Raw genomic sequence first — 21459 nt, 5'->3', positions numbered from 1 at the left:
GACCCCTCTTTGCCATCGGCAGGGTTGTGTCATCGTCGCCGCAATGAGTCCGTGATGGTGCCGACACTCGACGCCGTAGGACCCTTATATGACGTTTGAAGATGATCGTGGTCGCAACATTCATCGTGTAGGTTGCGGGTATGGCAGACGATGAGGTTCGCGCATACGGTTCGGTGGCTCCGCTGAAAGTTGGTCTGCTCAACGATTATCCGACCAGTGGGGACACCGACAGCGACACCGTGGCATCCCTGCGGCTGGTCTTCGACGAGGCGATCGCCGCGGGCGTGGTCGACCGGCCGATCGAACTCGTGATACGCAACGCGATCGGCTTGCCCAACGGCACCTATCACGCGGTCGAGCAGGCCTACGACGAACTGGTCGCCGAGGGGTGCCTGGTCATCTTCGGGCCGTGGGTCTCCGACAATGCAGTGCCGCTGACCGGTCATGCCGACCGGGTTGCGAAGGTCCCCAACATCATCCTGTCCGGATCGGAGGGCGCGCTGGGGGAGTGGACGTTCGCGCTGAACAACGGGTCGATGCCCGAGGAGCCGGTGATGTTGGCCGCGGTGCTGCTGGGCGACGGGCGGTCGCGGATCGCGATCGCCTACGAGGCCTCGCTGATCGGTAAGGAGTACCTGTCATTCGCGGAAAAGGCCTACGCGGCAGCCGGTTTGAAGGTTGTGACTACGGTGGCGATTCCGCAGGTCGAGGCGGACAAGGCCGAGGCGGTCAGACAGCTGCGCGCCGCCGAACCGGACGCGTTGGTGCACGTCGGGTTCGGGCACGGTCTCTGGGGTTTCTCCGACGCGCTGCTGGCCGCCGACTGGGACCCGCCGCGCTACACCACGACGGCCTTCGAGATGGCACACATCAACACCGATTGGATGTGGCAGCTTCGCGGCTGGATCGGACTGGACAGCTACGACGAACGCAACGAAGTCGGCCAGGCGTTCCTGGACCGCTTCGAGGCTCGCTATGGGCGCAGGCCGGGCCAGTCGATGCCCGGGCTGTGCCACGACGCCGCGACCGTGATCGTTCGCGGTCTTTCCGCCGCCCGACCCCTGACCGGTGAGGGGGTCAAGCACGGCATCGAGCAGGTGAAGCTCGTGCCGGCGGCGAGCGGAGCGCCCGGCACGTTTCTGCGGTTCGGTCGCTATATCCGGCAGGGCTGGATGGGTACCGACTACCTCATCGCGCGTCGGATCCTGCCCGACGGCACGGGGCACGTGTTCCACTCGGAGCCGAGTGAGCACATCTCACGTGCGGTGGGTGTCGCTTCCGGCTAGCTGGATCGCACCGAAGATCGGAGCGGTCACGATGCCCGGCGGCTGGGCCAGGACGTACGGAACCGCGCGCAGCGCGCCCATCGCGATCATCAGATGCCCCGGCTGCGCATGCTGACCGGTGGGCGGCGTGCCGTCCCAGCCGACGTCGAGTTGTACCTCGAAGCTGGGCGTGCCCTTGATGACCGCCCGGATGAGCGGCGCCTTCTCGCCGCGCTTCAGTGGTCTGAGCCCCCACTGCGGCAGGTCGCGAGTCAGCACCCACTCCTCGTGAATGGCGAGCAACGGCCTGCCCGCCCAGTGCCCGACCCACGAGAAGCGCTGCCCAACAACAGTTCCCGCCTCGATGGTGCCTGCGGGCACCTCGAGGTCGCGATCGAGCGTTGTCGCATCCACCGACACGTCGACATGGGTCAGGGTGACGCCCAGAACGTCCGCGGTGGCGTTGAGCGCCTGCCGGTAGGCCATGTCGAGTTTCTTGATGATCGGCGAGTCGATCGTGACGTCTTCGGGTGGGCGACCCATGCCCATGAGGTCGACGAGCATGGGTCTGCTGTCCACGGCCGACACGTCGGTCGCCTCATACAGGTCGATCCGGTCGATCGTCTTGCTCAGCCCGGTCACCGTCGCTACGAGACGTTCGAACATGAAGCCGGGGTTCTCGCCCGCGGCGTGGAAACGGGATCCACCGGCGCGACAGGCTTCGACGAACGCGGTCTCTGTCTCGGCGCCGTAGGTCGGCAGGTGGTTGTACGACGTCGTCGTGATCACGTTGATGCCGGCAGCGAGCAACCGGCAGATGTCCTCGGCGTTGGTTTCGACGGCGTGGGCCTTGCTGGCAGCGTGCACGACGACGTCGGGACGCAGGGCGACGATCTCGTCCTTGTCGGTCGTCGCGAGCACGCCCGTCGTGGGCGGCAACCCGCAGAGCGCGCCGGCGTCCTGCCCGGCCTTGGCCGGGTCGTAGACCAGCACACCGACCAGTTGGAAATCGGGATTCTCGATCATCTCCTGCAGCGCGGCACGCCCGACGGCGCCCGTTGCCCACTGCACGACTCGTACGGCCAATCGAACGCTCCTGGTTGCTGTTTCGCGTTTTCGCTGTTCCGCGGTCCGTTCAACCTACATCATGTAGGTTCGCAACCACCAGGGTGTATGTTGAACGTTGCCGAGCCAGCAGAAAGGGTCGTGCGATGGGTGAACAGGTCACCGTCGAAGATCTCGAGCAGAGCATTCGGGACGCGCAGGCGAAGTTCAACGCCGGTATGGGGGCCGACGGCGACGCGTCTCCGTACCCGTTACTGAAGGAACTGCGCGCGCAGAGCCCGGTGCACGCCGGCTGGCCCGAAATGGGGATCCTCGGCAATTCGGGCGACGGCCCACCGACGTTCACGGCCTACACCTTCGACACTGTCAAGGCGATCTTCACCGACAACATCACCTTCAGCACACGCTGCTACGAGGATATTGTGCGCCCATTGCAGGGACCCACGATTCTGGAGATGCAGGAACCCGAGCACGCCGTCTACCGCAAGCTGCACGAGTTCGCGTTCGCCCGTTCGTCGATGAAGCGGTGGGACGCCGAACTCGTCGGCCCTCTGGTGGACAGAACAATCGCCAAGATCAAGGACGCGAAGCGGGCCGATCTCGTCGATGCCGTGTTCATGCCGATCCCGGTGCGGGTGATCGCCGCACTGTTGGGGTTGCCCGATTCCGACGTGCTGCAGTTCCACCGGCTCGCCATCGACCTGCTGGGCTTCCGCGGGGACATGGAATGCGCGATGCGGGCGTCGGCTGAGATGAAGGAGTACTTCGTCGGGATCCTCGCTGAGAAGAGGAAGTCTCCGAAAGACGACATGGTGTCGATCCTGGCGGGGGCTGAGGTCAACGGCGTGAAGATGACCGACGAGCAGATCTACGGTTTCATGCGCAATCTGCTACCCGCGGGCGCCGAGACGACGTCGCGGTCGACGGCCAGTCTGGCGATGGCGCTGCTGACCCATCCCGACCAGCTCGACGCTGTCCGCGACGACCGCAGTCTGCTGCCGCAGGCGATCGAGGAGGGCATCCGGTGGGAGACGCCGTTGTTGAACTTCATGCGAGAGGTCACCGTCGACACCGAGATCGGGGGTGTGGCGGTGCCCAAGGGTGCGACCATGATGCTCAGCCTCGGCAGCGCCAATCACGACGAAACCCGCTGGGACAACCCGGAAGAATTCGACATCTTCCGGGAACGCAAGCCGCACATCGGATTCGCGCACGGCGCCCACGTCTGCCTCGGCATGCACCTCGCGCGACTCGAGACGACCAAGATTTTCAACGCGCTGTTCGACCAACTGCCGAACCTGCGCCTCGACCCCGACGCACGGGCGCCGTACATCACCGGCACGATGTTCCGTTCGCCGCCGCGCCTCGACGTGATCTGGGATTGAGATGACTCGCGTAATTCAATGGGCCACCGGTGTCACCGGAACAATGTCACTGCGGCATGTGATCAACAGGCCAGACCTCGACCTCGTGGGCGTGCGCGTCTACGACCCTGACAAGGACGGTGTCGACGCGGGCGGTCTGTGCGAGGGACCCGTCACCGGAGTGCTGGCCACCACGAACCGTGACGCGATCATCAACACCGATGCCGACGTCGTTCTCTACATGGGCAAGGTGGAGACCGACACGCCCGGGTGCTTCGCCGACGTCTGCGATCTGTTGTCGTCGGGCAAGAACGTCGTCGCCACCGGTAGCAGATTCATCCATCCGCGGTCACTACACGAGTCGCTGGCCGACGGGATCGAAAATGCCTGTCGCGCAGGTGGATCTTCGTTCCTCGGCGTGGGCTTGTATCCGGGTTTCTTCGGCGAGGCCCTGGCGCCGGTGCTGTCGCGGCTGACGCAGCGAACCCGCCGGATCAGTGTGCGCGAGGTGCTCGACTACTCGACCTACGCCAGCCACGATCTCGTCTTCAACGCCATGGGTTACGGGCACGATCCCGAGGACACCGCGCCGTTGCTGAGCAACACCGACTATGCGGCGAGCGCGTGGATCGGCAGCGCCACCGTGCTCGCACAGTCGCTCGGACTCGAGATCAGATCAGTGACGGGCTTCCGCGAAGTCGTGACCACCCCGCGGGATCTGACCGTGGCGGCGGGGCAGATCCCCGCGGGCACCGTCGGCGCGATGAGGTTCGGCGTCGAGGTCGACTGCGGCGAGACCACCATGGCCGTCGAACATCTCACCCGCATGGCCGACGACCTCGCACCGGACTGGCCGACCGAGATCGGCTACGAGATCACGTTCGAAGGTGAGCCCAACATGCGGGTGCACCTCGTCATCGGTTCACACGATGAGGACCACTCTGCACAGGGATGCCTGGCCACGGCCATGCATGCGATCAACGCGATCCCTACGGTGATCGCCGCCGAACCGGGCCTCTACGACCTATCGAGCATCGCACCGTTCGTCGCGCATTGGACCAACCGCTGACCGTTCACTCTGCGCCCAGGGCGCACGTCGGGTGTGATTCAACGCCCTGAGCGCAGAGTCAACGCAATCCAGGTCAGGTGTTTCCAAAACCTGTGTAGCAGCGGATAAGCGGCAAATCAGCCATAGTCGCGAATCCGGCGGGTGCCGCGCACACGGCGGGTATGGCGTTGACGACTTGCATCGCGACCGTGATCAACCCCGCCCTCACGTGCTCCTCGATCGAGGCGTCGCGGGTGAAGCTCGCGAGCGGAAAGAAGTGGGTCTGCATCGACGGGTCGCCCTCGATGGTTAGCGTCCAGCCGTCGCGGGGTTTGGGCCAGTGTTCGGGATACTCGCCGCCGACGGTCCACAGCGTCTCGAACTCGATCAGCGTCTCGCCGTTGCGCTGACCGCGGAAGCTCCACCGTTGCCCTGCAGTGGTGCCTGCTTCCACCACGTGGTCGAAGATCTGCAGATCTTTCGTCGCGGGAACGGTTTCCAGGTTCACCGACACGTCGTCGATATCGCCGTTCAACGAGTCGGACAGAAACCACGTCTGTTCGACGAACAGCCTTGTCAAGAAGCTGAGGTACGTATTGGCGGTCGGCGTGACCTCCTCGGTCGGCCGCCCGAACCACATGCCGTCGAACGTGATCGCGGTGCTTTCCCACAACGTCCAGTCAGCTCGTTCCTGGAGCGTGATCCGGTCGATGGTGCGGCTCATCCCCGATAGTGCGAGCGGGAGTACGCCGGAGAGATTGCCGGGATTCAGCCCACCGCCGTGGATGGTGCTGTCACCCTTGGTGCACGCCGCTGCGAGCTTTTCGCGGTCGTCGGCCGGGATTCGGCGCGGGTGAAACAAGAACGACGGTGTCGCCACGTTCTTGCCGCTCTCCAGCAGTGCGCAGACGTCGTCGAGATTGGTGAACGACGGTGCGTACAGCACCAGATCCGCATCGAGGGAGAGGATCTCGTCGACATCGGTTGTCGCGGTGACACCGATGGGCGTCCTGTCGACAAGTGTCCCCACATCGATACCGGCCTTGTCTTCGGAATAGACCCGTGCGCCGACCAATTCGATGTCCGGGCGGTGATCGATGATCGTCCGGACCATCTCGGTGCCCACGGCGCCGGTGGCCCACTGGATGACGCGGAACGGACGGCTGGCGGTCACGGTGGCTCCCTTCGATCCTCACCAACGTGCCACGATAACCGGGATGATAATCTTTGTTCTCGTTATCCAGTAAGTGAGGTTCTCGTCATGGATGATGTGTTGGGCTACGAGGGCAAGTCGGTCGTGGTGACGGGTGCAGCCTCCGGTATGGGTCAGGCGGCGGCGCAGATCCTCGTCGATCTCGGAGCCACCGTTACCGCACTCGACATCAAGCCGACCACGGTTCCCGTGGCCCGCGCGCTACAGATCGACCTGCGCGACCGCGAGAACATCGAAAGCGTCGCGGCCGCTATCGACGGGCCCGTCGACGGACTGTTCAGCTGCGCGGGCTTACCGGGCCCTCCGTTCAGCGAATGGGACACCATCCTGGTGAATTTCGTCGGGGCCAGGCACCTGGCCGAACTCCTGGTGCCGAAGATGACGGTCGGGTCGGCGATCAGCGTGATCTCGTCGTCGGCGGCGATCGGGTGGCAGGACCACATCAAGGTGATCACCGAACTGCTTGAGACTGACGGTTTCGACGGTGCGGTCGAGTGGTTGAAGGCAAACGAGAAGAAGTGGTCGTGGAGCGGATACGCCTACTCCAAATACACGATCGACGCGTGGGTGGGCTGGTGGTATCCCGTGCTCGGAAGGCAGGGCATCCGGATCAACTGCATCAATCCGGGGCCAACGGAGACTGCGATGATGCCGGCCTTCCAAGACTTCGCGGGTAAGGAGACGATCGACGACTCCGTGGGACCTGTCGGACGGTACTCGACACCGGAGGAGCAGGCGTGGCCGTTGATCTGCCTGGGCAGCCCGCGTCTGAGTTATGTCGGCGGTACGGTGCTGTGGACCGACGGTGGCTGGAACGGCGCGATGACGATGGGCCGGCATGGAGCCAAGTGGGCGGACACGGCGGCCTCGGAGATGTCGAAGAACGGGTGACGGCCGAAGTAGCTTCGGCACCAAAGGTTTAGGCGATCGCCAATCCAATCCCTGCTGGTGCCTGCTGCCGTCGCACCGGTGACTACTTGGGCTTCGGTGCCCGCGGGGCGAGATGCACGATGTCGCTGACCACCGTCGGGTTCGCCCGTGCGACCGCGATGAAGGACAACAGAGTGTTCGCGACGTCGTCCACCGTGGACATCTTGGCCGGAATCTGGCCTTCCTGCACCCACATCCGGTACAGGTCGGCGAGTAGATCCCGATCGGCGCCCCGCAGGATCTCGGTTCCCTCGGTGGGTCCGACGCTGACCCGGATGACGGGTAGCTCGGGATGTTCGGCCCGCCAGGAGCGAAGGATCTCGTCGAGTGCCGCCTTGCTGGCGTGGTAGGCCGCGACGCCTGCGCGTGGCCGGCCGACGTCGTGGCTGGAGGCGACGAGTGCGACGGCGTTGTCGGACAGGTGGGGAAGGGCGGCACGCAGCAGGTGCGAGGCGCCGACCGCGTTCACCGCGTAGGCGTGCAGCCAGGTCGTCACATCGGTGTCTTCGATCAGAGCGAATGGCACTGCGGCACTGGTGAACACGACGGCGTCGATCTCTCCGAACTGCGCGGCGACCTCGTCGACGACGGTCTCGATCGCGTGTGGATCCGAAACGTCGAGTTCGTGTGCCGAGCCGTCGATCTGCGCTGCCAGCTTGCCAAGGATGTCCACCCGCCGTGCGGCAAGGGCCACCTTGGCGCCGCGGGACTGGGCGGCCAACGCGAGTGCGTACCCGATGCCCGAGGAGGCGCCGACGACGAGCATCCGTAGCCCCTCGATGCTGGACTGGCGATCAGTCATACCCTGCTTCCCCTGTCTGCTGTTGTGGTTGGCGACAACGATTCGATGATCGACCGAATGGTGCGTCGGCAGCGACCGCATTCCGATCCGGCGCCGCAGGCGTCTGACACGTGCTTCGAGGTGGTCGCGCCCGCCGCGACGGCGTTCGAGACGGTCTCGTTGGTGACACCGAGGCACAGGCAGACGTACATCAGGTGGGGTCCGTTCGGGTGGTCCCAGACGGTCGGACCGCACTGACGAACCGCCCGACGAAGACCGGGGGATAGGCACCTACCCCTGCAGCGCTGAGCCACGCCGCCGCGATCTCCGGCCGTTCAATCCATTTCAAGGCGTTGTCGACGGTGGCGAGCTGCTGGAGGAACATCACCTCGCGTGGTGTGTCGTAGGCGCGATAGATCAGTGTCCGCCGGATTCCGGCCTTCGCGAAGTCGACGAGCGAATCGCGGACGCGGGCGGTGAACTGGTCGACGTCGTTGACCGGGGTAACCGCGGCGACGACGATCTCCTCGCCCGGCGGAGGGGGCTCGCCGATATCGAATCGCTCTACGATCTCGCCGGTGAAGACGGCAGGAAGATCGTCGAGGCCGACGGCGTCGAACCATTCGAACAGTTGTGGGGAGCGAAGGATGTCGACCAACGGTCGCCGTGTGTGTATCCCGATGACAACCAGCACCTGTCCCGGGTCGACCACCGACTCGTAGACGAAGGCATACTGCGCGCCGAGGTCGCGAAGGTTCTCCTGATGGTGGGTCAGCACCGGACCCACGAGCTCGCATGCGGAGATTCGGAATTCGACGGCGAAGACGAAGCTGTGAGCGGTGGGATCAGTCACGCCCGCCTCCTTCGCTCGGTTGATCACAAATATTCTCGCATGTGAGAAGCCGAGTTCTCATGGCCGCCCCCAAGTGATTTGTGCGCGTTTCGGTGCGCTGACCGCTCCCGAACGCACACAAATCGCGGGTTGGGTCCGTCGGAAACGCGTATTCTCAGCGAGTGACCTACAGCTTGCAGGTTGATCCGTACTACGACCCGTTCGACTTCGACATCGATGACGATCCATACCCCGTCTGGAAGCGGCTGCGTGACGAAGCGCCGCTCTACCACAACGAGAGGTACGGCTTTTACGCGCTGAGCAGGCACTCGGATGTATCCCGCGAGCTGGTCAACTGGAAGGACTACCGCTCGGGCAGGGGGACGACGGCCGACATCATTCTCAACGGCGTCGACGTACCGCCGGGCATCATCCTGTTCGAGGACCCGCCGATTCACGACCTGCACCGCCGCTTGTTGTCGGGGGTGTTCACGCCGCGGCGGATGGCCGCCATCGAACCGTTGGCCAGGGATTTCTGTCGCCGTGCACTCGAGCCGCTGGCGGACGCAGACACGTTCGATTTCATCGCCGACCTCGGTGCGTGGATGCCGATGCGCACCATCGGCTATCTGCTCGGCATCCCGGAAGACCGGCAGGTAGCGATCCGGCAGAACACGGACCGGATGCTCGAACTCTCCGAGTCCGGTCTCGCCGACGTCGCCGAGGACGCGCTGAAGGACTCGGGTTCGATGCTCGAGGAGTTCATCGACTGGCGTTACGACCACCCGTCCGACGATCTGATGACGGACCTGGTCAACGCCGAGGTCGAGGAACCCGACGGCAGTCGCAGACGGTTGACCCGCGGTGAGGTGCTGCTCTACACCGGCACGGTCGTCGGGGCGGGTAACGAGACCACCACGCGATTGATCGGCTTCGCCGGTCAATTGCTGTCCGATCATCCCGATCAGCGCCGTGAACTCGCGAACGACTTCAGCCTGATCCCGAATGCGATCGAGGAGGTACTGCGCTACGAGGCGCCGTCACCGGTGCAGGCGCGCTACGTGGCGCGCGACGTTGAGCACTACGGGCAGACGGTGCCGGCGGATTCGGTCGTGCTGCTGATCAACGGTTCGGCGAACCGCGACGAGCGCCAGTTCCCTGACGCGGACCGATTCGACATCCACCGGCAGGCCGCGCATTTGTCCTTCGGGCACGGTATTCACTTCTGCCTCGGCGCGGCGCTGGCGAGGGTCCAGGCGCGGGTTGCGTTAGAGGAAGTGCTCACCCGATGGCCCGACTGGGAAGTCGACTACGGCAACGCGAAGCGCGCTCACACCACCAGCGTTCGGGGATGGGCGACACTCCCGGTGAAGGTGTGATTTGACGAATACGGTTGACTCCAGCCGGGATTCACGGGAAGCGCCGGCACAGTCGCAATTCTCGCCGTGGCCTGCCCGCGTGGGTTGGACACTGTTCATCCTGGCTTATCTGGGTTTCGCGGGCATTACGATCGCGACGATCCAGTCCGGCCTGCACGGCGATCCCACCAGGACCAATCCGAACCCAGGGCCCAACCCGTATCCGCCATTCCTCGGTTTCGACAACTGGCCACTCGCGGTGTCGATCTCGTCGATCCCGATGGCGATCGGACTGGTCACCGTCTTGGTCTGGCTGTCGTGGCGGCAACGGAAGCTGCACTGGTCGGTCATCATCGCGTTCGCAGGCCTCATCACCGGTGCGCTCGACCCGCTCGCGAACTGGGCGACGTTCGCCATCTTCGATCCGCGCATGCTGCACTTCCCGCTGTCGTGGCCGTATGTGAACATCTCACCGAATCTCGAACCCGCGCTTGCCTTTCTGGGCGGGTACGCGGCTTACTATCTGCTCAACGGTCTCGGCTTCCTGAAGTTGCACGACCGGTTGTTGGACTCGCTGATGCAACGCGCTGGCTGGTTGGCCGACCATCGGTTGGTCAGAGTATTCATTGGGGCGACGATCATCGCCATCCCGATCAACGGGCTGATCCAGTTCACCTGGATGCGCGCGGGCATCTTCTTCTACACCGAGTCTGTCGGCCCGGTACTTCAGATCGGGCACATCCATTTCCCGTTGATCATGGCGGTCTATGACTCGCTGATCTTCGCGATGGTCGCGGTGATGTGTGTCCGCGACGACACTGGGGAACTGGTTCTGATCAACCGCATCGCCCGCTGGTTGCCTGCGCGACAGGGCCGCCCGAAGGTGACGCTGACAAGGCAACTGCTGATTTCGGTGACTGTCGGCCTGCTGTCGTTCGCAGCGCCGCTGGGCGTCTTGGCTGCGCTGCGCGAGGCGGGATTGTCTCGACCGGCCTACGACCAGAATCCGTACCCGAACGTGAAGGTCTACGACCCGTACGGACACCTTGAAGAGGCCGGCAAGCCCGGGCCTTTCTACAAATGAATCAGAGACCAAACCCCTACGAGGAGATCAACTTTGGCAGAGCAACGTAGTCGCCGCTACCGGGTGGTGCATGTGGGTACGGGGTTGACGGGCAAAGAGGCGCTGCGCGCGGTCATCGCCGATCCCGCGCTCGAACTCGTCGGCGTCAAGGTCTCGACGCCGGAGAAGGTAGGTGTGGACGCGGGACAGCTGTGCGGGACGTCGGAGGTCGGCGTGCTGGCGACCGACGATCTGTCAGCGGTCCTCGCCTTGTCACCGGACTGCGTCATGTACAGCGCTACCGCCGTCCGCCGCGAGGAAGAGGCGATCGCGGACATCGCGGCATACCTCGAGGCCGGAATCAACGTAGTGACATTCTCGACGATCCCTCTCGTCTATCCCGCTGCGGCCCCGTCGGACTGGCGGGACGCGTTGGAAAGCGCAGCACGCAAGGGTGATTCGTCGTTCTACGCGACTGGCAGCGAGCCAGGGTTCATCAGCCTGAACATACCGACTGCGCTGCTGACGGGCGCAGGACGCGTCGATGCGTATCGGATGGATGAATACGCACTGGATCTGGACAAGGCCTACCCGATCTGGGAGGTGCTGCACGAGTCGATGGGTTTCGGCAAGCCAGATGGCCATGTCCCGGCGCGGATCGCGTCGGGAAAGGTGAACAAGGACTGGGAAACCGTCGTGCGCTACATCGCCGACATCCTCGGAATCGACCTCGACGGCGTCGAGCTCGACTGGGAGACGCTTCTCGCACCGACCGATCTCGAGACCGCGCTGGGCACCATTTCCAAGGGGACGATCTGCGCGCATCGCTGGCAACTCGCGGGGGTGGTCGACTCCAAACCGGTTGCCGCAGTGCAGTACTTCGCGACGGTCAGCAGCACGCCCTGGCCGGAGCACTGGCCGAGACCGGCGGGTGAGGGGCAGGGCGGAATGGTGTTTCGGGTCCAGGGGAGCCCGAATATGAGCCTGGCGCTGAGTCTGGAACCGTCGGCCACCGAGCGGGTCAACCCCGGCGTCGCGGCCACGGCGCTGGCGGCGGTCAACGCGATTCCCGCCGTCGTCGACGCGCCGACCGGCGTCATCGACACACCCCTGTCGGGTCCCGCGATCGTCAGCCGACAATCCCGCAGCTAGTTTCCCAGCGATTTGTGTGCGTGTTGTTGCGCTCGCCGCTCCTAAACGCACACAAATCGCTGTCAGGTTCCCGTCACACCGAGGTCGACAGGTATTGCGGCGGCGGTCACGTATTTGGCCTGGTCGGACGCCAGCCACGCGACGGCATCGGCGATGTCCTCGGGCAAGGCCACCGAATCCGGAATGACTTGTTTCGAGAAGCCATGCCGCAGAACCGGGTTCGATGTCGCCGCTTCAACCATCGCCTCGACCATTTCGACGCTTCCCATCGGGGTGACCACAGATCCGGGGTGCAGGCTGTTGACGCGGATCCGGTGCTTTCCGAGTTCCGCTGCGAACGACCGCGCGAGGCCCGTCACGGCGTGTTTGCTGGCCGTATAGGCGATCATGAACGGTTCCATCGTAAGACCCGCGGCGGAACTGATGAGAATGATCGACCCGCCACGCCCGCCCGCGACGATGTGTTTGGCGCCCGCCATAACGGTGTTCCAGGTGCCGACGACATTGATGTCGATCGTGTCCTGAAAGTCCTGTGGCGACACTTTGTCCCAGGTTGCGGGCACGCAGATCCCTGCGTTGGCGACGATCACGTCGAGTCTGCCGAGTTCCGCGACTCCTGCGTCGACGGCCTCGCACAGCGCGTCGTGATCACGGATGTCGACGCACGCGGAGAATGCTCGTCGTCCGTTGGCGGCAACCAACTTCGCGGTTTCTGCCAGGTCGTCGGGGGTGGCCGAGTCGTAGGGAACGCTGGGCGGAAGCGGTGCGGCGATATCCACGAGGATGACGTCGGCCCCGTCCGCGCTCAGTCGCTCCGCATGCGCACGTCCTTGGCCGCGCGCAGCGCCTGTTATCAGCACGACTCTGTCGGTCATATCTGGCACATCCGCACGCTACCGCACAGGAGAATCGTCATTTCAGATTTCGAGAATCAACGTTGACGGACAGGTACCGTGTGTGGGCATGGGTGTGCTTACCGATCAAACCGCGTTCATTCTCGGAGCCTCGGCCGGAATCGCGCAGGCGAGCGCGAAGCTACTCGCCGCCGACGGGGCCACCCTGTTTCTGCTGGGCAGGTCGATGACCCGGCTGGAGGCGGCCCGCGAGAATATCCGCGGGGTCGCGCCGGACGCCGAGATCGTTCTTCAGAAGGGTGATCCAGAGGATGAGGCAACCGTGCGCAGCGCCGCGCAGGCAGCCTACGACGTCCACGGCCGGCTCAACATCGTCGTCGGCACGGTCGCCACAGGCGGAACGGGGCCGCTCATCGAGCAAGATTTGGACACCTTCACCGATTTCGTCATGGGTAATCTCCGGTCCAACTTTCTCGCCCTGCGCTACTCCGCACCCCTGATGACCGAAGGCGGGTCCATCGTCTTCATCTCGTCGACGTCATCGAAGATCCCGATGGAAGGTCTCGGCCACTACTCCGCCGGCAAGGCGGCACTCGAGATGCTGATCCGTGTCGCGGCATCTGAACTCGGGCCGCGCGGAATCCGCGTCAACGCCGTCAGACCCGGGCTGACCGAAGCGGCCACCACGCAGGGCTACATCCATCTAGAGGAGCTCACGAGCAGTTTCCTCGAGCGGGTCCCCTTGGGGCGGCTCGGGGTGTCCGATGACATCGCCCCCGGGGTGCGTTACCTGGCTGGGCCGGAGTCGAGTTGGATGACTGGACAGAGCTTCGCAATCGACGGCGGTAACGAGGTCCGTGGGGCGCCGCGTGGCCCCATGTTCACGGTCTAGCCGGCGTCGATTGCGTTGCGCGGCGCGGTGATCGGCAGATCCAGCGATGTTGCGATTCCCGGCGCCGCGTCGACGACATAGGGAATGGCATTGACGACCCGCATGGCCGTCGCCTCCATCGCGTTGGCATTGGCAGACTCCGGAGTGTCTTCCGTGCCGAGTTTGAGATCGCATTGCATATGTGGCTGACCCTCGATGATCAGTCGGTACGTGCCATTTGGGGCGGTCGCCCATTCGGGGGCCAAATCAGGAGCCATCCGGTTGATGTGCTCGATAGTGATCACCGGCCGCCCATTGACGACGCCGCTGGTCACGGCGCGGACTGCGCCAACCGTACCCGCGGGAATCGTTCCGCACGCGACGTGGAGATCGCGAGGGGTGAGCACGCGCTCATACGACTCGTCGATACGTTCGAGTTCCACGCCGAGGGCTTTCGCGACTAGTCCGATCGGCGGCCCCCACGCGAACTGCTGGGCACCCTCGAGTTCTAGAAGCGGAGTGAAGTCGAGCGGCTTGCCGAACCCCATGGCGGTGATCATCAAATCTTGGTTGGGGTAAGCCGAATAGTCGAAGATCTCCTGAGCACGGATCGAGGTGATCCTGTTGGACAGCGTTGTCAGCAACACGGCGAACTGATCCCCGGCGAAACCGGGTTCGATACCCGAGGTATAGATGGTGACGCCGGCGTCTTGCGCAGCCGTTCGCACTTGGTCGGCCAGATCGGGAATCCACCTGTCGGGGAACATCATCCCGGGCGTATTCGTGGTGACGACGTTCAGGCCGCCGTTGAGCAGCCTGACATAGTCCCGCACCGCTGCTGCGTCCATCTCGGCGCTGGCGGCGCCGTAGACAACGCAGTCCGGCTTCAAGGCGATGATGTCTTCGAGATCATTCGTGGTGATGACCCCGATCGGCCCCAACCCGACGATGTCACCTGCGTCGCGGCCGGTCTTCTCAGGGCTGTGCACCCACACCCCGACGAGCTCGAGGTGCGGGCGCCGAACGATAGCGCGTATCGCGAGGCTGCTGATCCAACCCGTGGAGATCACTGCAACCCGTAGCACTTCACTGTTCATTGCGAGCTCCGATCGTCATGTGTGGTCATCGAGATTTCATCAGTGCGCTGAGTTGGGTTGCGAGGTCGGACTTTTTCACCTTGCCGGTCGCGGTGAACGGCAGCGCGTCCTTGCCGGTGATCCAGATGAACTTGGGCACCTTGTAGGCCGACAGGCGAGTGCGGACCTCGATGCGCAACTGCTCGCTGTCCAGTACGGCGTCGCCCCGAGGCACGACTGCGGCGGCGACCACGGTGCCGTTGCTTCCCTCCTCGGCGCCGACGACGTACGCCTCGAGCACCCCGTCGCAGTCGGTCAGGGCCAGTTCGACTTCACTCGGTGTGACGTTGGTGCCGCCCGCCGTCTTGATGAGATCGCCCAGTCGGCCGGTGAATTTGATCCAGCCGTCGTCGTACTGCACACCGCAGTCGCCGGTGCGGTAGTAGCCGTCGGCCGTGAACACGTCCTCACGCTCGCGTTTGTACATCCGCTGCATCAACGAGTAACCGCGCACCCAAATCTCACCGTCAGTGCCGACCGGAACGGGTTGGCCTGTTTCGGGATCGACCAGCACATGGCTGAGCCCCTCGATTGAGAAGCCTCCGGTCTGTGCGCGTTCGGGCGGTTGCGGGGGATAGGGGTCGACGCCGATGTGATTGCCGCAGAGTTCCGTCATACCCAACGCGTTCGGACCCTGCGGCCGACGGTCGGGCGGGACGATCGCAGGCAGACTGGTGCGCTTGACCGAACTCAGGTCGCGGTGTTTGAAGTCGGGGTGTTCGGCGATCGTTTTTCCCTGCTGTGGCCAGCCGAGCACGATGGTCGCGCGTTGCGCTTCGATCAGGGCCATGGCCTCGGCGGCGTCGAAGGCGGGCTGGGTGACCAGCGTGGCGCCATGGTGGATGACCGCGTTCAACCCGGTGATCAGGCCGCCGACCCAGAAGAACGGCATCGAGGTGAACATCACGGAGTCACCGGTGACCCCGTAGTCGAACGTGAGGTTGTACGTGTGCCGGACCAAGGTGCCTTGTGTGTGCACCGGTCCTTTCGGGTCGCCCGTGCTGCCCGAGGTGTAGATGATCATCGCGTCGTCGGCCGGCGTCACGCACGATTCGACATCGACGAGTAGTTCGGCGTCGAAGCCGTCGGTACGTGCCTCCACGTTCAGCGTTGTCGCCCAACGACGTTCGCATCCACCCCAGACGGCGACAGTCCGGAGGTAAGGGGCGTTGCGGAGGACGATCCGACCGGCGTCGCGTTGTTGGGCGAGGCCGGGAAGTGCCTCCTCGAGACGGTCGAGGAAGTCGTTGTTGCGAAAAGCCCGCCACGTCAGAACGGCCTTCAGATCCGCATGCCGGGTGGTCCATGCCAATTCGGAGGCCTTGTAGAACGTGTTCAGAGGTACCGCGACGGCGCCGATGCGGGTCGTCGCGAACCACGCGAGGGCCCATTCGATGCTGTTGGGCATCAGGATCCCGATGTGGTCGCCTTTTCCGACACCGTCAGCCAGCAGGCTCAACGCCAACTGGGCCGATCGTTGGTCCAGATCGGCATAGGTCAGCGTGTGACCGTCGGCGACCAGAAAAGGCCTGTGCCCGAAACGTGCCGCTGCGGTTCGCACGAGTGTGGGAATCGTGGGCACGATAGTCGGGAAGGGCATTGCGGTCGGCGTCCTTGCCTTGGGCGATGTTTGGCCTCAACAGGATAGTCGGCTTTCCCATTGACGAGAATACCGGTTCTCATACCCGCTACGCTGCGCCATGGACGCACCGGGACCGACGGAGTCCGACAGTCTGGATCGCGTCGAGGCGGGCGTTCTGGGCGGCCGGTGACTCGGAGCTTTTGGAGCGGGTGTCCGCCGTCCGTAGCGGTTTTACAAAGCGCGCCGAAAGTGACATTCTCAGGAATTGTAAATGACCGTTATCGCAGGAGGGCGTCATTTCCGAGGAGAAAGTACTCGAAGGAGTACGAGTGCTCGAGGTCGCGGCCTGGACCTTCGTCCCGTCGGCGGGAGCGGTACTCGCCGAGTGGGGTGCAGAGGTCATCAAGGTCGAACCGCGTCAGGGCGGTGATCCGCAGCGCGGTCTGGTCACGATGGGCATCGTCGACGAAGGCGGCGGGTCGGTCAACTACATGATCGAGATCCCCAATCGCGGGAAGAAGTCCATCGGCGTCGACCTGAGCACTCCCGGCGGTCAGGAGGTCGTCCGCGAACTGGCCAAGACCTGCGATGTGTTCCTCACCAGTTATCTGCCGGAACGTCGCAAGAAGCTGGGCATCGACGTCGACGGCATCCGTGCCGCCAATCCGAGCATCGTGTATGTCCGCGGATCGGGGCACGGACCGAAGGGGCCGGACGCGAACAAACCGGGTTACGACGGCGTGTCCTACTGGGCGCGCGGCGGCATCGCCACTGTCTTGACCGAGGAACGTGACGAGTTGGTGCGCTCGCGGCCGGCCTTCGGCGATCTGCTTGGCGGACTGACGATCGCAGGCGGTATCGCCGCGGCGCTCTACCGGAAGGCGACGACGGGTAAGGGTTCGGTCGTCGACGTGTCACTACTCGGATTGGCGGCGTGGAATCTAAGTCCCGACGTCGCGGTGAGCCAAATCCACGGGGGGAGCGCCATTCCGAAGTTCACCCACGCCGATTCGCCGAACCCGCTCGTAGGCACGTATCGAACCAAAGACGGACGATACGTACAGCTGATGATGCTCCAGCTCGACAAGTTCTATGCCGAGGCGATGCGGGTGATCGGTCTTCCCGAGTTGGTCGACGACCCGCGGTTCGCCGACCCGGCGTCGCGATACGCGAATCGCGTCGAGTTGATCGCGTTGCTCGACGAGGCGTTCGCCAGGCACACCCTGGCCGAATGGCGGGTGACGCTGGCGCCGCTGTCCGGTGCGTGGGGCATCGTGCAGACGCCTGCCGAACTCTGTGAGGATCCCGCTGTGACGGCGAATGGATATGTCGCACATACCGAAACCGTCAACGGTGTGCCGTTCGCGCTGCCCACCAATCCCGTCCAGTTCGACGAACGGTCTGTGGTGCCTCCGGGTGCGCCCGAGCACGGTCAGCACACCGAAGAGGTGTTGATGGATGCGGGTATGGACTGGGACACGATCGAGAAGTACAAGCAAGCCGGAGCGATTTTGTGAGTTCGGATTTATGGCGATTTGTGTGCGTTTAGTTGCGTTGGGCGCTCCCCGACGCACACAAATCGCTGGGGTCAGCGGCGCCGGGGGCGGTTCTCGACGAAGCCGTTGACGACGTACGGCCGCACGAACTCCGCCACGGCCTTGTCGTCTCGCATGTCGATGTTCGGCGACGGAGTGGTGAACAGTGAGAACAACATCCGTGCGAACCATTCGGTGGCGGACGCGACATCGAGGTCACTGCGGACCTCGCCGGTCAGCCTCGCCGCCGAGACGTAGGGTGCGAGGAACTCGGCGCATTCCTTCAGCAGGGTCGCCGCGTTCTTCGTCATCATGAGGTTCACTTCCTCCTCGTCGAAGTACGCCTCGGGTTCGACGACCTGACGTGCCTGCGTGACGAAGACGGCGGCCCGCACCAGTCGGCCTTCCAGGGTGCTGCCCCCATGACGGTCGATAGCCTTGGCCATATTCCGGTAGAACCGCTGCGACGCCGCTTCGGCGCATGCTTCGACGATGGATTCCTTGTCGCGGAAATACTCGTAGAACGTGCTGCGGGAGACATCGGCCGCCTTGGCGATGTCGACGATCGTCGTCTTGCTCAGGCCGACGGTACGAAAGCAGGCGAAGGCAGCCGAGATGATGGCACCCCGGGTGTCGGTCGTGGTTGCCTGCGTCGCTTCGATCCCCACAGCCATGAGGCTAACGGTCAGGCGCCAGGATCAGGCCGCTGGTCGGGACGCCTGTGCCGGAGGTCACCAGGACGTGCTCGACGTCCTCGACCTGGTTGTAGGAGGTGCCGCGCACCTGGCGGACGCCTTCGGTGATGCCGTTCATCCCGTGGATGTAGGCCTCGCCGAGTAGACCGCCGTTGGTGTTGATCGGCATTCGGCCGCCGAGGGACAGCTCGTCGACCGAGACGAAGTCCTTCGCCTCCCCGCGGCCGCAGAATCCGAGTTCCTCGAGTTGGGTGAACACGAAGGGTGTGAAGTGGTCGTACAGGAACGCGGTTGAGATGTCGTTGGGCTTGAGTCCAGAGTCCCGCCAGAGGCGCTCGCCGACCACGCCCATTTCGGGCAGCCCGGTGATCTCCTCCCGGTAGTAGCTCGTCATGACCTCACCGTCGTAGGCGGCGCCCTGCGCGGCGGCGGTGATGACGGCCGGCGGTTGGGCCAGATCGCGTGCCCGCTCAACGCTGGTGACGACAAGTGCCACACCGCCGTCGCTCTCCTGGCAGCAGTCCAGCAGCCGCAAGACGGGTTCGACGATCCAGCGTGACTCCTGATGCTGCTCAATCGTTATCGGCTTGCCGTAGAACCAGGCGTCGGGGTTGTTGGCGGCGTGTTTGCGATCGATGACTGAGATCTTGCCGAAATCGGCGTTGGTGACGCCGTACGTCGACATGTAGCGCTGTGCGTGCAGCGCCACCCAGGCGGCGGGAGTCATCAACGCGAACGGTGCGTACGGGGCCATCCACAGAGGAGTCACACCGGGCTGGCGGCCCGCGCCGCCGAACCGGAATCCGGAGCGTTCGTTGAACGCGCGGTAACAGACCACGACCTCGGCAACGCCTGTCGCCACCGCCATCGCCGCCTGCATGACCGTACCTGCGGCGGCGCCGCCCCCGTGCGGCACCCGTGTGAAGAAGTTGAGGTCGCGAATGCCGACGTTGCGGGCGACCTCGATCTCCTCGTTCTCGTCGACGGAGAAGGTGACCATGCCGTCGACGTCGGTGGGACGCAGCCCGGCATCCTCGATCGCGGATTTAACTGCCTCACAGGCCAATTGCATTTCGCTGCGGCCTGACTCCTTGGAGAACTCCGTCTGGCCGATCCCGACGAGTGCGGCCTTACCGGCGATGCCGCTCATGCATCGACCCCGTCGAGCAGGCTGAGCACCGCGGTGCCGGAAACGTGGTCGCCGAGGCTGTTGGTGCCCTTGAACGTGACCTCGACGAAACCCTCGCCGTCCGCCGACGACTTGTCGGTGACGCTGCCCGTGAAGTGCAGCGGATCGTTCGGGTACGCGGGCACTCCGAGGCGGATCGACAGCTTCTTGACCATCGCCTCCGGCCCGGCCCAGTCGTGCAGGAACTTCACGCACAGCCCGTTGGTCGTCAGGATGTTCAGGAAGATGTCTTTGGAGCCTTGGGAATTGGCGAAGTCGCGGTCATGGTGTACCGGCATGTAGTCCCGCGAGGCGATGGCCCCGGCGACGATGAGTGTGGTGGTCACCGGAACGTCCATCGGGGTGACTTCGTCGCCGACACTGATCGAGTTCCACTTCAGCGTCGTGGTGCGGTCAGCGGTGGTGGTCATTTGATTCCTTCCGGATAGGCGGCGCCGAGCCGGCTCAACTGTTGGGACGCCGAGCCGAGCGTCAGCTCGATCTGCTTGGCCCACAGGAAATAACGGGACAGGGGATAGGTGACGTCGATGCCCATGCCGCCGTGCACCTGCTGAGCCGATGCCGTGACGCGGGCTCCGGCCTCGGCGGCCCAGAACTTCGCGATGGCCGACTCCCGCTCGGCCGGCCGCCCTTCGGCGATGAGCCACGCGGCGTACCAGGTGGTCCAGCGGATGGCTTCGACATCGATGAAGGCGTCGGCGAGCCGCTGCTGTACGGCCTGAAACGATCCGATGGGTCGGCCGAACTGCTCGCGCTGGCCGGTGTAGGAGGCCGCGAGCTTCAATGCCCGCTCTGTGACGCCGACTTGGATCGCGCACAGCCCGACCAGGGCACGTGTGTAGAGCGAGCCGACGATATCTGCATGCGCGTTCTCGGTGAGCCGGTGGCCCGTCGCACCGTTGAGCTCGACGTCGGCGAACGGCTCACCGTTGGTGGTGCTCACCGGTGTGACCGTTACACCGTCGGTTCCGGAGTCGACGACAAACAGCGCGGGGCCGTCGTCGCACCGCGCCGAGACCACGATGGCCGTGGCGAGTTGTGCGGCGGGGACCAGCTCCTTGACGCCGTCCAGCCGCCACACCCCGCCGTCGGCGCGAGCGGTCGCCTGTGGTGCCGCCGGGTCGGAATTACCCGGCTCGGCCAACGCGGCCGTGAGGATGACGCTACCGTCGATCACACTGGGGAGATAGCGCTGCTGCAATGCGGAATCACCGTGCCGCGCAATGGTATCGGCGCCGAGTGCCAGCGTCGCATAGACGGGCACCGGTGCCACGCTCCACCCGACCTCGGCGAGCAGGACACCGAGTTCGAGGAATCCGCCCCCGCTGCCGCCCACCGATTCGGGCAGTGCGATCCCCAATAGGTCCGACGACGCCAGCTCGCTCCACAACTCGGCGTCGTATCGCACGTCGCCGGCCTCGAGTTCGGTCAGACGCTCGGGGGTGGCGCGGTGCTCGAACAGCTGCCGGGCGACCTTGCCGACGGTTTCCTGCTCCTCGGTGAAAGAGAAATCCATGTCCGTTGCT

The 21459-nt window shown here is 64.4% G+C and carries 21 protein-coding genes; 9 read left to right on the top strand and 12 right to left on the bottom strand.

The genetic code is table 11. The features are described from left to right. Positions 1-140: 140 nt before the first annotated feature. A complete protein-coding gene (locus G6N43_RS23355; RefSeq protein ID WP_083149431.1) occupies positions 141-1286 on the top strand; it encodes an ABC transporter substrate-binding protein in 1146 nt (381 codons plus the stop codon). Here G6N43_RS23355 and G6N43_RS23350 read toward each other — a convergent pair. Further along, the gene (locus G6N43_RS23350) at positions 1257-2336 is read right to left on the bottom strand and encodes an NAD(P)H-dependent amine dehydrogenase family protein (RefSeq protein ID WP_083149432.1); all 1080 of its coding nucleotides are present in this window, start codon (positions 2334-2336) and stop codon (positions 1257-1259) included. The two genes, G6N43_RS23355 and G6N43_RS23350, sit on opposite strands and share 30 nt — an antisense overlap. A 140-nt stretch (positions 2337-2476) precedes the next feature. On the opposite strand from G6N43_RS23350, the gene G6N43_RS23345 reads away from it, so the two are divergent. Both G6N43_RS23345 and G6N43_RS23340 read left to right on the top strand, forming a co-directional pair. Further along, positions 2477-3715, top strand: a complete 1239-nt coding sequence (locus G6N43_RS23345; protein ID WP_083149433.1) for a cytochrome P450 — start codon at positions 2477-2479, stop codon at positions 3713-3715. Between the two features lies 1 nt (position 3716). After that, entirely contained in the window at positions 3717-4763 is a 1047-nt protein-coding gene (locus tag G6N43_RS23340) for an NAD(P)H-dependent amine dehydrogenase family protein (RefSeq protein ID WP_083149434.1), read from the top strand. Positions 4764-4836: 73 nt separating this feature from the next. Here the strand turns inward: G6N43_RS23340 and G6N43_RS23335 are convergent, their stop codons facing one another. After that, on the bottom strand, positions 4837-5856 hold the full coding sequence (locus tag G6N43_RS23335) for an NAD(P)H-dependent amine dehydrogenase family protein (protein ID WP_083149511.1): 1020 nt from the start codon (positions 5854-5856) through the stop codon (positions 4837-4839). 147 nt (positions 5857-6003) lie between these two features. Between G6N43_RS23335 and G6N43_RS23330 the strand changes: the two genes are divergently transcribed. Next, positions 6004-6846 carry an SDR family oxidoreductase gene (locus G6N43_RS23330; RefSeq protein ID WP_083149435.1) on the top strand — a complete coding sequence of 281 codons (843 nt, stop codon included), beginning with the start codon at positions 6004-6006 and terminating at the stop codon, positions 6844-6846. 82 nt (positions 6847-6928) lie between these two features. Here the strand turns inward: G6N43_RS23330 and G6N43_RS23325 are convergent, their stop codons facing one another. From G6N43_RS23325 to G6N43_RS23315, 3 genes are read right to left on the bottom strand one after another with little or no spacing between them, the layout of a single operon-like run. Beyond that, on the bottom strand, positions 6929-7687 hold the full coding sequence (locus tag G6N43_RS23325; RefSeq protein WP_083149436.1) for an SDR family oxidoreductase: 759 nt from the start codon (positions 7685-7687) through the stop codon (positions 6929-6931). After that, entirely contained in the window at positions 7684-7878 is a 195-nt protein-coding gene (locus tag G6N43_RS23320; protein ID WP_083149437.1) for a (2Fe-2S)-binding protein, read from the bottom strand. Before G6N43_RS23320 ends, G6N43_RS23325 begins: the two co-directional genes overlap by 4 nt. Then, positions 7878-8519, bottom strand: coding sequence for a hypothetical protein (locus G6N43_RS23315; RefSeq protein WP_083149512.1), 642 nt, complete (start codon positions 8517-8519; stop codon positions 7878-7880). Before G6N43_RS23315 ends, G6N43_RS23320 begins: the two co-directional genes overlap by 1 nt. Positions 8520-8680: 161 nt before the next feature. Between G6N43_RS23315 and G6N43_RS23310 the strand changes: the two genes are divergently transcribed. From G6N43_RS23310 to G6N43_RS23300, 3 genes are all read left to right on the top strand, one after another. Further along, positions 8681-9877: a cytochrome P450 gene (locus G6N43_RS23310; RefSeq protein WP_083149438.1), complete on the top strand. Its 1197-nt coding sequence runs from the start codon at positions 8681-8683 to the stop codon at positions 9875-9877. A 79-nt stretch (positions 9878-9956) separates the two neighbouring features. Next, entirely contained in the window at positions 9957-10940 is a 984-nt protein-coding gene (locus tag G6N43_RS23305) for a spirocyclase AveC family protein (protein WP_234809998.1), read from the top strand. Between the two features lie 33 nt (positions 10941-10973). Continuing rightward, positions 10974-12071, top strand: a complete 1098-nt coding sequence (locus G6N43_RS23300; RefSeq protein WP_234809999.1) for a dihydrodipicolinate reductase — start codon at positions 10974-10976, stop codon at positions 12069-12071. 62 nt (positions 12072-12133) lie between these two features. On the opposite strand, the gene G6N43_RS23295 is transcribed toward G6N43_RS23300, so the two are convergent. Then, positions 12134-12946 carry a mycofactocin-coupled SDR family oxidoreductase gene (locus G6N43_RS23295; protein WP_083149440.1) on the bottom strand — a complete coding sequence of 271 codons (813 nt, stop codon included), beginning with the start codon at positions 12944-12946 and terminating at the stop codon, positions 12134-12136. An 88-nt stretch (positions 12947-13034) separates the two neighbouring features. On the opposite strand from G6N43_RS23295, the gene G6N43_RS23290 reads away from it, so the two are divergent. Then, positions 13035-13817: an SDR family NAD(P)-dependent oxidoreductase gene (locus G6N43_RS23290; protein ID WP_163658169.1), complete on the top strand. Its 783-nt coding sequence runs from the start codon at positions 13035-13037 to the stop codon at positions 13815-13817. Here the strand turns inward: G6N43_RS23290 and G6N43_RS23285 are convergent. Together G6N43_RS23285 and G6N43_RS23280 are read right to left on the bottom strand one after the other, a co-directional pair. Next, positions 13814-14848, bottom strand: a complete 1035-nt coding sequence (locus G6N43_RS23285; protein ID WP_083149514.1) for an NAD(P)H-dependent amine dehydrogenase family protein — start codon at positions 14846-14848, stop codon at positions 13814-13816. The two genes, G6N43_RS23290 and G6N43_RS23285, sit on opposite strands and share 4 nt — an antisense overlap. Before the next feature lie 70 nt (positions 14849-14918). Continuing rightward, positions 14919-16532, bottom strand: a complete 1614-nt coding sequence (locus G6N43_RS23280) for a class I adenylate-forming enzyme family protein (protein WP_083149442.1) — start codon at positions 16530-16532, stop codon at positions 14919-14921. Positions 16533-16843: 311 nt separating this feature from the next. Between G6N43_RS23280 and G6N43_RS23275 the strand changes: the two genes are divergently transcribed. Continuing rightward, positions 16844-18031 carry a CaiB/BaiF CoA transferase family protein gene (locus G6N43_RS23275; RefSeq protein WP_234810000.1) on the top strand — a complete coding sequence of 396 codons (1188 nt, stop codon included), beginning with the start codon at positions 16844-16846 and terminating at the stop codon, positions 18029-18031. A 71-nt stretch (positions 18032-18102) separates the two neighbouring features. On the opposite strand, the gene G6N43_RS23270 is transcribed toward G6N43_RS23275, so the two are convergent. The 4 genes from G6N43_RS23270 to G6N43_RS23255 are packed head-to-tail and all read right to left on the bottom strand — an operon-like array spanning position 18103 to position 21449. Further along, the gene (locus G6N43_RS23270; protein WP_083149444.1) at positions 18103-18723 is read right to left on the bottom strand and encodes a TetR/AcrR family transcriptional regulator; all 621 of its coding nucleotides are present in this window, start codon (positions 18721-18723) and stop codon (positions 18103-18105) included. Positions 18724-18727: 4 nt separating this feature from the next. Then, a complete protein-coding gene (locus tag G6N43_RS23265) occupies positions 18728-19894 on the bottom strand; it encodes a lipid-transfer protein (protein WP_083149445.1) in 1167 nt (388 codons plus the stop codon). Next, positions 19891-20343, bottom strand: coding sequence for a MaoC family dehydratase (locus tag G6N43_RS23260; protein ID WP_083149446.1), 453 nt, complete (start codon positions 20341-20343; stop codon positions 19891-19893). The genes G6N43_RS23265 and G6N43_RS23260 overlap by 4 nt, the downstream gene beginning before the upstream one ends. Beyond that, positions 20340-21449 (bottom strand): acyl-CoA dehydrogenase family protein, encoded by a 1110-nt coding sequence (locus tag G6N43_RS23255; RefSeq protein ID WP_083149447.1) that lies wholly within the window; start codon positions 21447-21449, stop codon positions 20340-20342. Before G6N43_RS23255 ends, G6N43_RS23260 begins: the two co-directional genes overlap by 4 nt. Between the last annotated feature and the right edge of the window lie 10 nt (positions 21450-21459).

This window comes from Mycolicibacterium moriokaense (assembly GCF_010726085.1).
Classification (GTDB): domain Bacteria; phylum Actinomycetota; class Actinomycetes; order Mycobacteriales; family Mycobacteriaceae; genus Mycobacterium; species Mycobacterium moriokaense.
This window is presented reverse-complemented; position numbering and strand designations above follow the sequence as displayed.

What these genes read in the sequence shown, in the direction of transcription:
- G6N43_RS23355 (WP_083149431.1), top strand. Translation starts at nt 141, where the DNA reads ATGGCAGACGATGAGGTTCGCGCATACGGTTCGGTGGCTCCGCTGAAA.
- G6N43_RS23345 (WP_083149433.1), top strand. Translation starts at nt 2,477, where the DNA reads ATGGGTGAACAGGTCACCGTCGAAGATCTCGAGCAGAGCATTCGGGAC.
- G6N43_RS23340 (WP_083149434.1), top strand. Translation starts at nt 3,717, where the DNA reads ATGACTCGCGTAATTCAATGGGCCACCGGTGTCACCGGAACAATGTCA.
- G6N43_RS23335 (WP_083149511.1), bottom strand. Translation starts at nt 5,856, where the DNA reads ATGGTCCGGACGATCATCGATCACCGCCCGGACATCGAATTGGTCGGC.
- G6N43_RS23330 (WP_083149435.1), top strand. Translation starts at nt 6,004, where the DNA reads ATGGATGATGTGTTGGGCTACGAGGGCAAGTCGGTCGTGGTGACGGGT.
- G6N43_RS23325 (WP_083149436.1), bottom strand. Translation starts at nt 7,687, where the DNA reads ATGACTGATCGCCAGTCCAGCATCGAGGGGCTACGGATGCTCGTCGTC.
- G6N43_RS23320 (WP_083149437.1), bottom strand. Translation starts at nt 7,878, where the DNA reads ATGTACGTCTGCCTGTGCCTCGGTGTCACCAACGAGACCGTCTCGAAC.
- G6N43_RS23295 (WP_083149440.1), bottom strand. Translation starts at nt 12,946, where the DNA reads ATGACCGACAGAGTCGTGCTGATAACAGGCGCTGCGCGCGGCCAAGGA.
- G6N43_RS23290 (WP_163658169.1), top strand. Translation starts at nt 13,035, where the DNA reads ATGGGTGTGCTTACCGATCAAACCGCGTTCATTCTCGGAGCCTCGGCC.
- G6N43_RS23280 (WP_083149442.1), bottom strand. Translation starts at nt 16,532, where the DNA reads ATGCCCTTCCCGACTATCGTGCCCACGATTCCCACACTCGTGCGAACC.
- G6N43_RS23270 (WP_083149444.1), bottom strand. Translation starts at nt 18,723, where the DNA reads ATGGCTGTGGGGATCGAAGCGACGCAGGCAACCACGACCGACACCCGG.
- G6N43_RS23265 (WP_083149445.1), bottom strand. Translation starts at nt 19,894, where the DNA reads ATGAGCGGCATCGCCGGTAAGGCCGCACTCGTCGGGATCGGCCAGACG.
- G6N43_RS23260 (WP_083149446.1), bottom strand. Translation starts at nt 20,343, where the DNA reads ATGACCACCACCGCTGACCGCACCACGACGCTGAAGTGGAACTCGATC.
- G6N43_RS23255 (WP_083149447.1), bottom strand. Translation starts at nt 21,449, where the DNA reads ATGGATTTCTCTTTCACCGAGGAGCAGGAAACCGTCGGCAAGGTCGCC.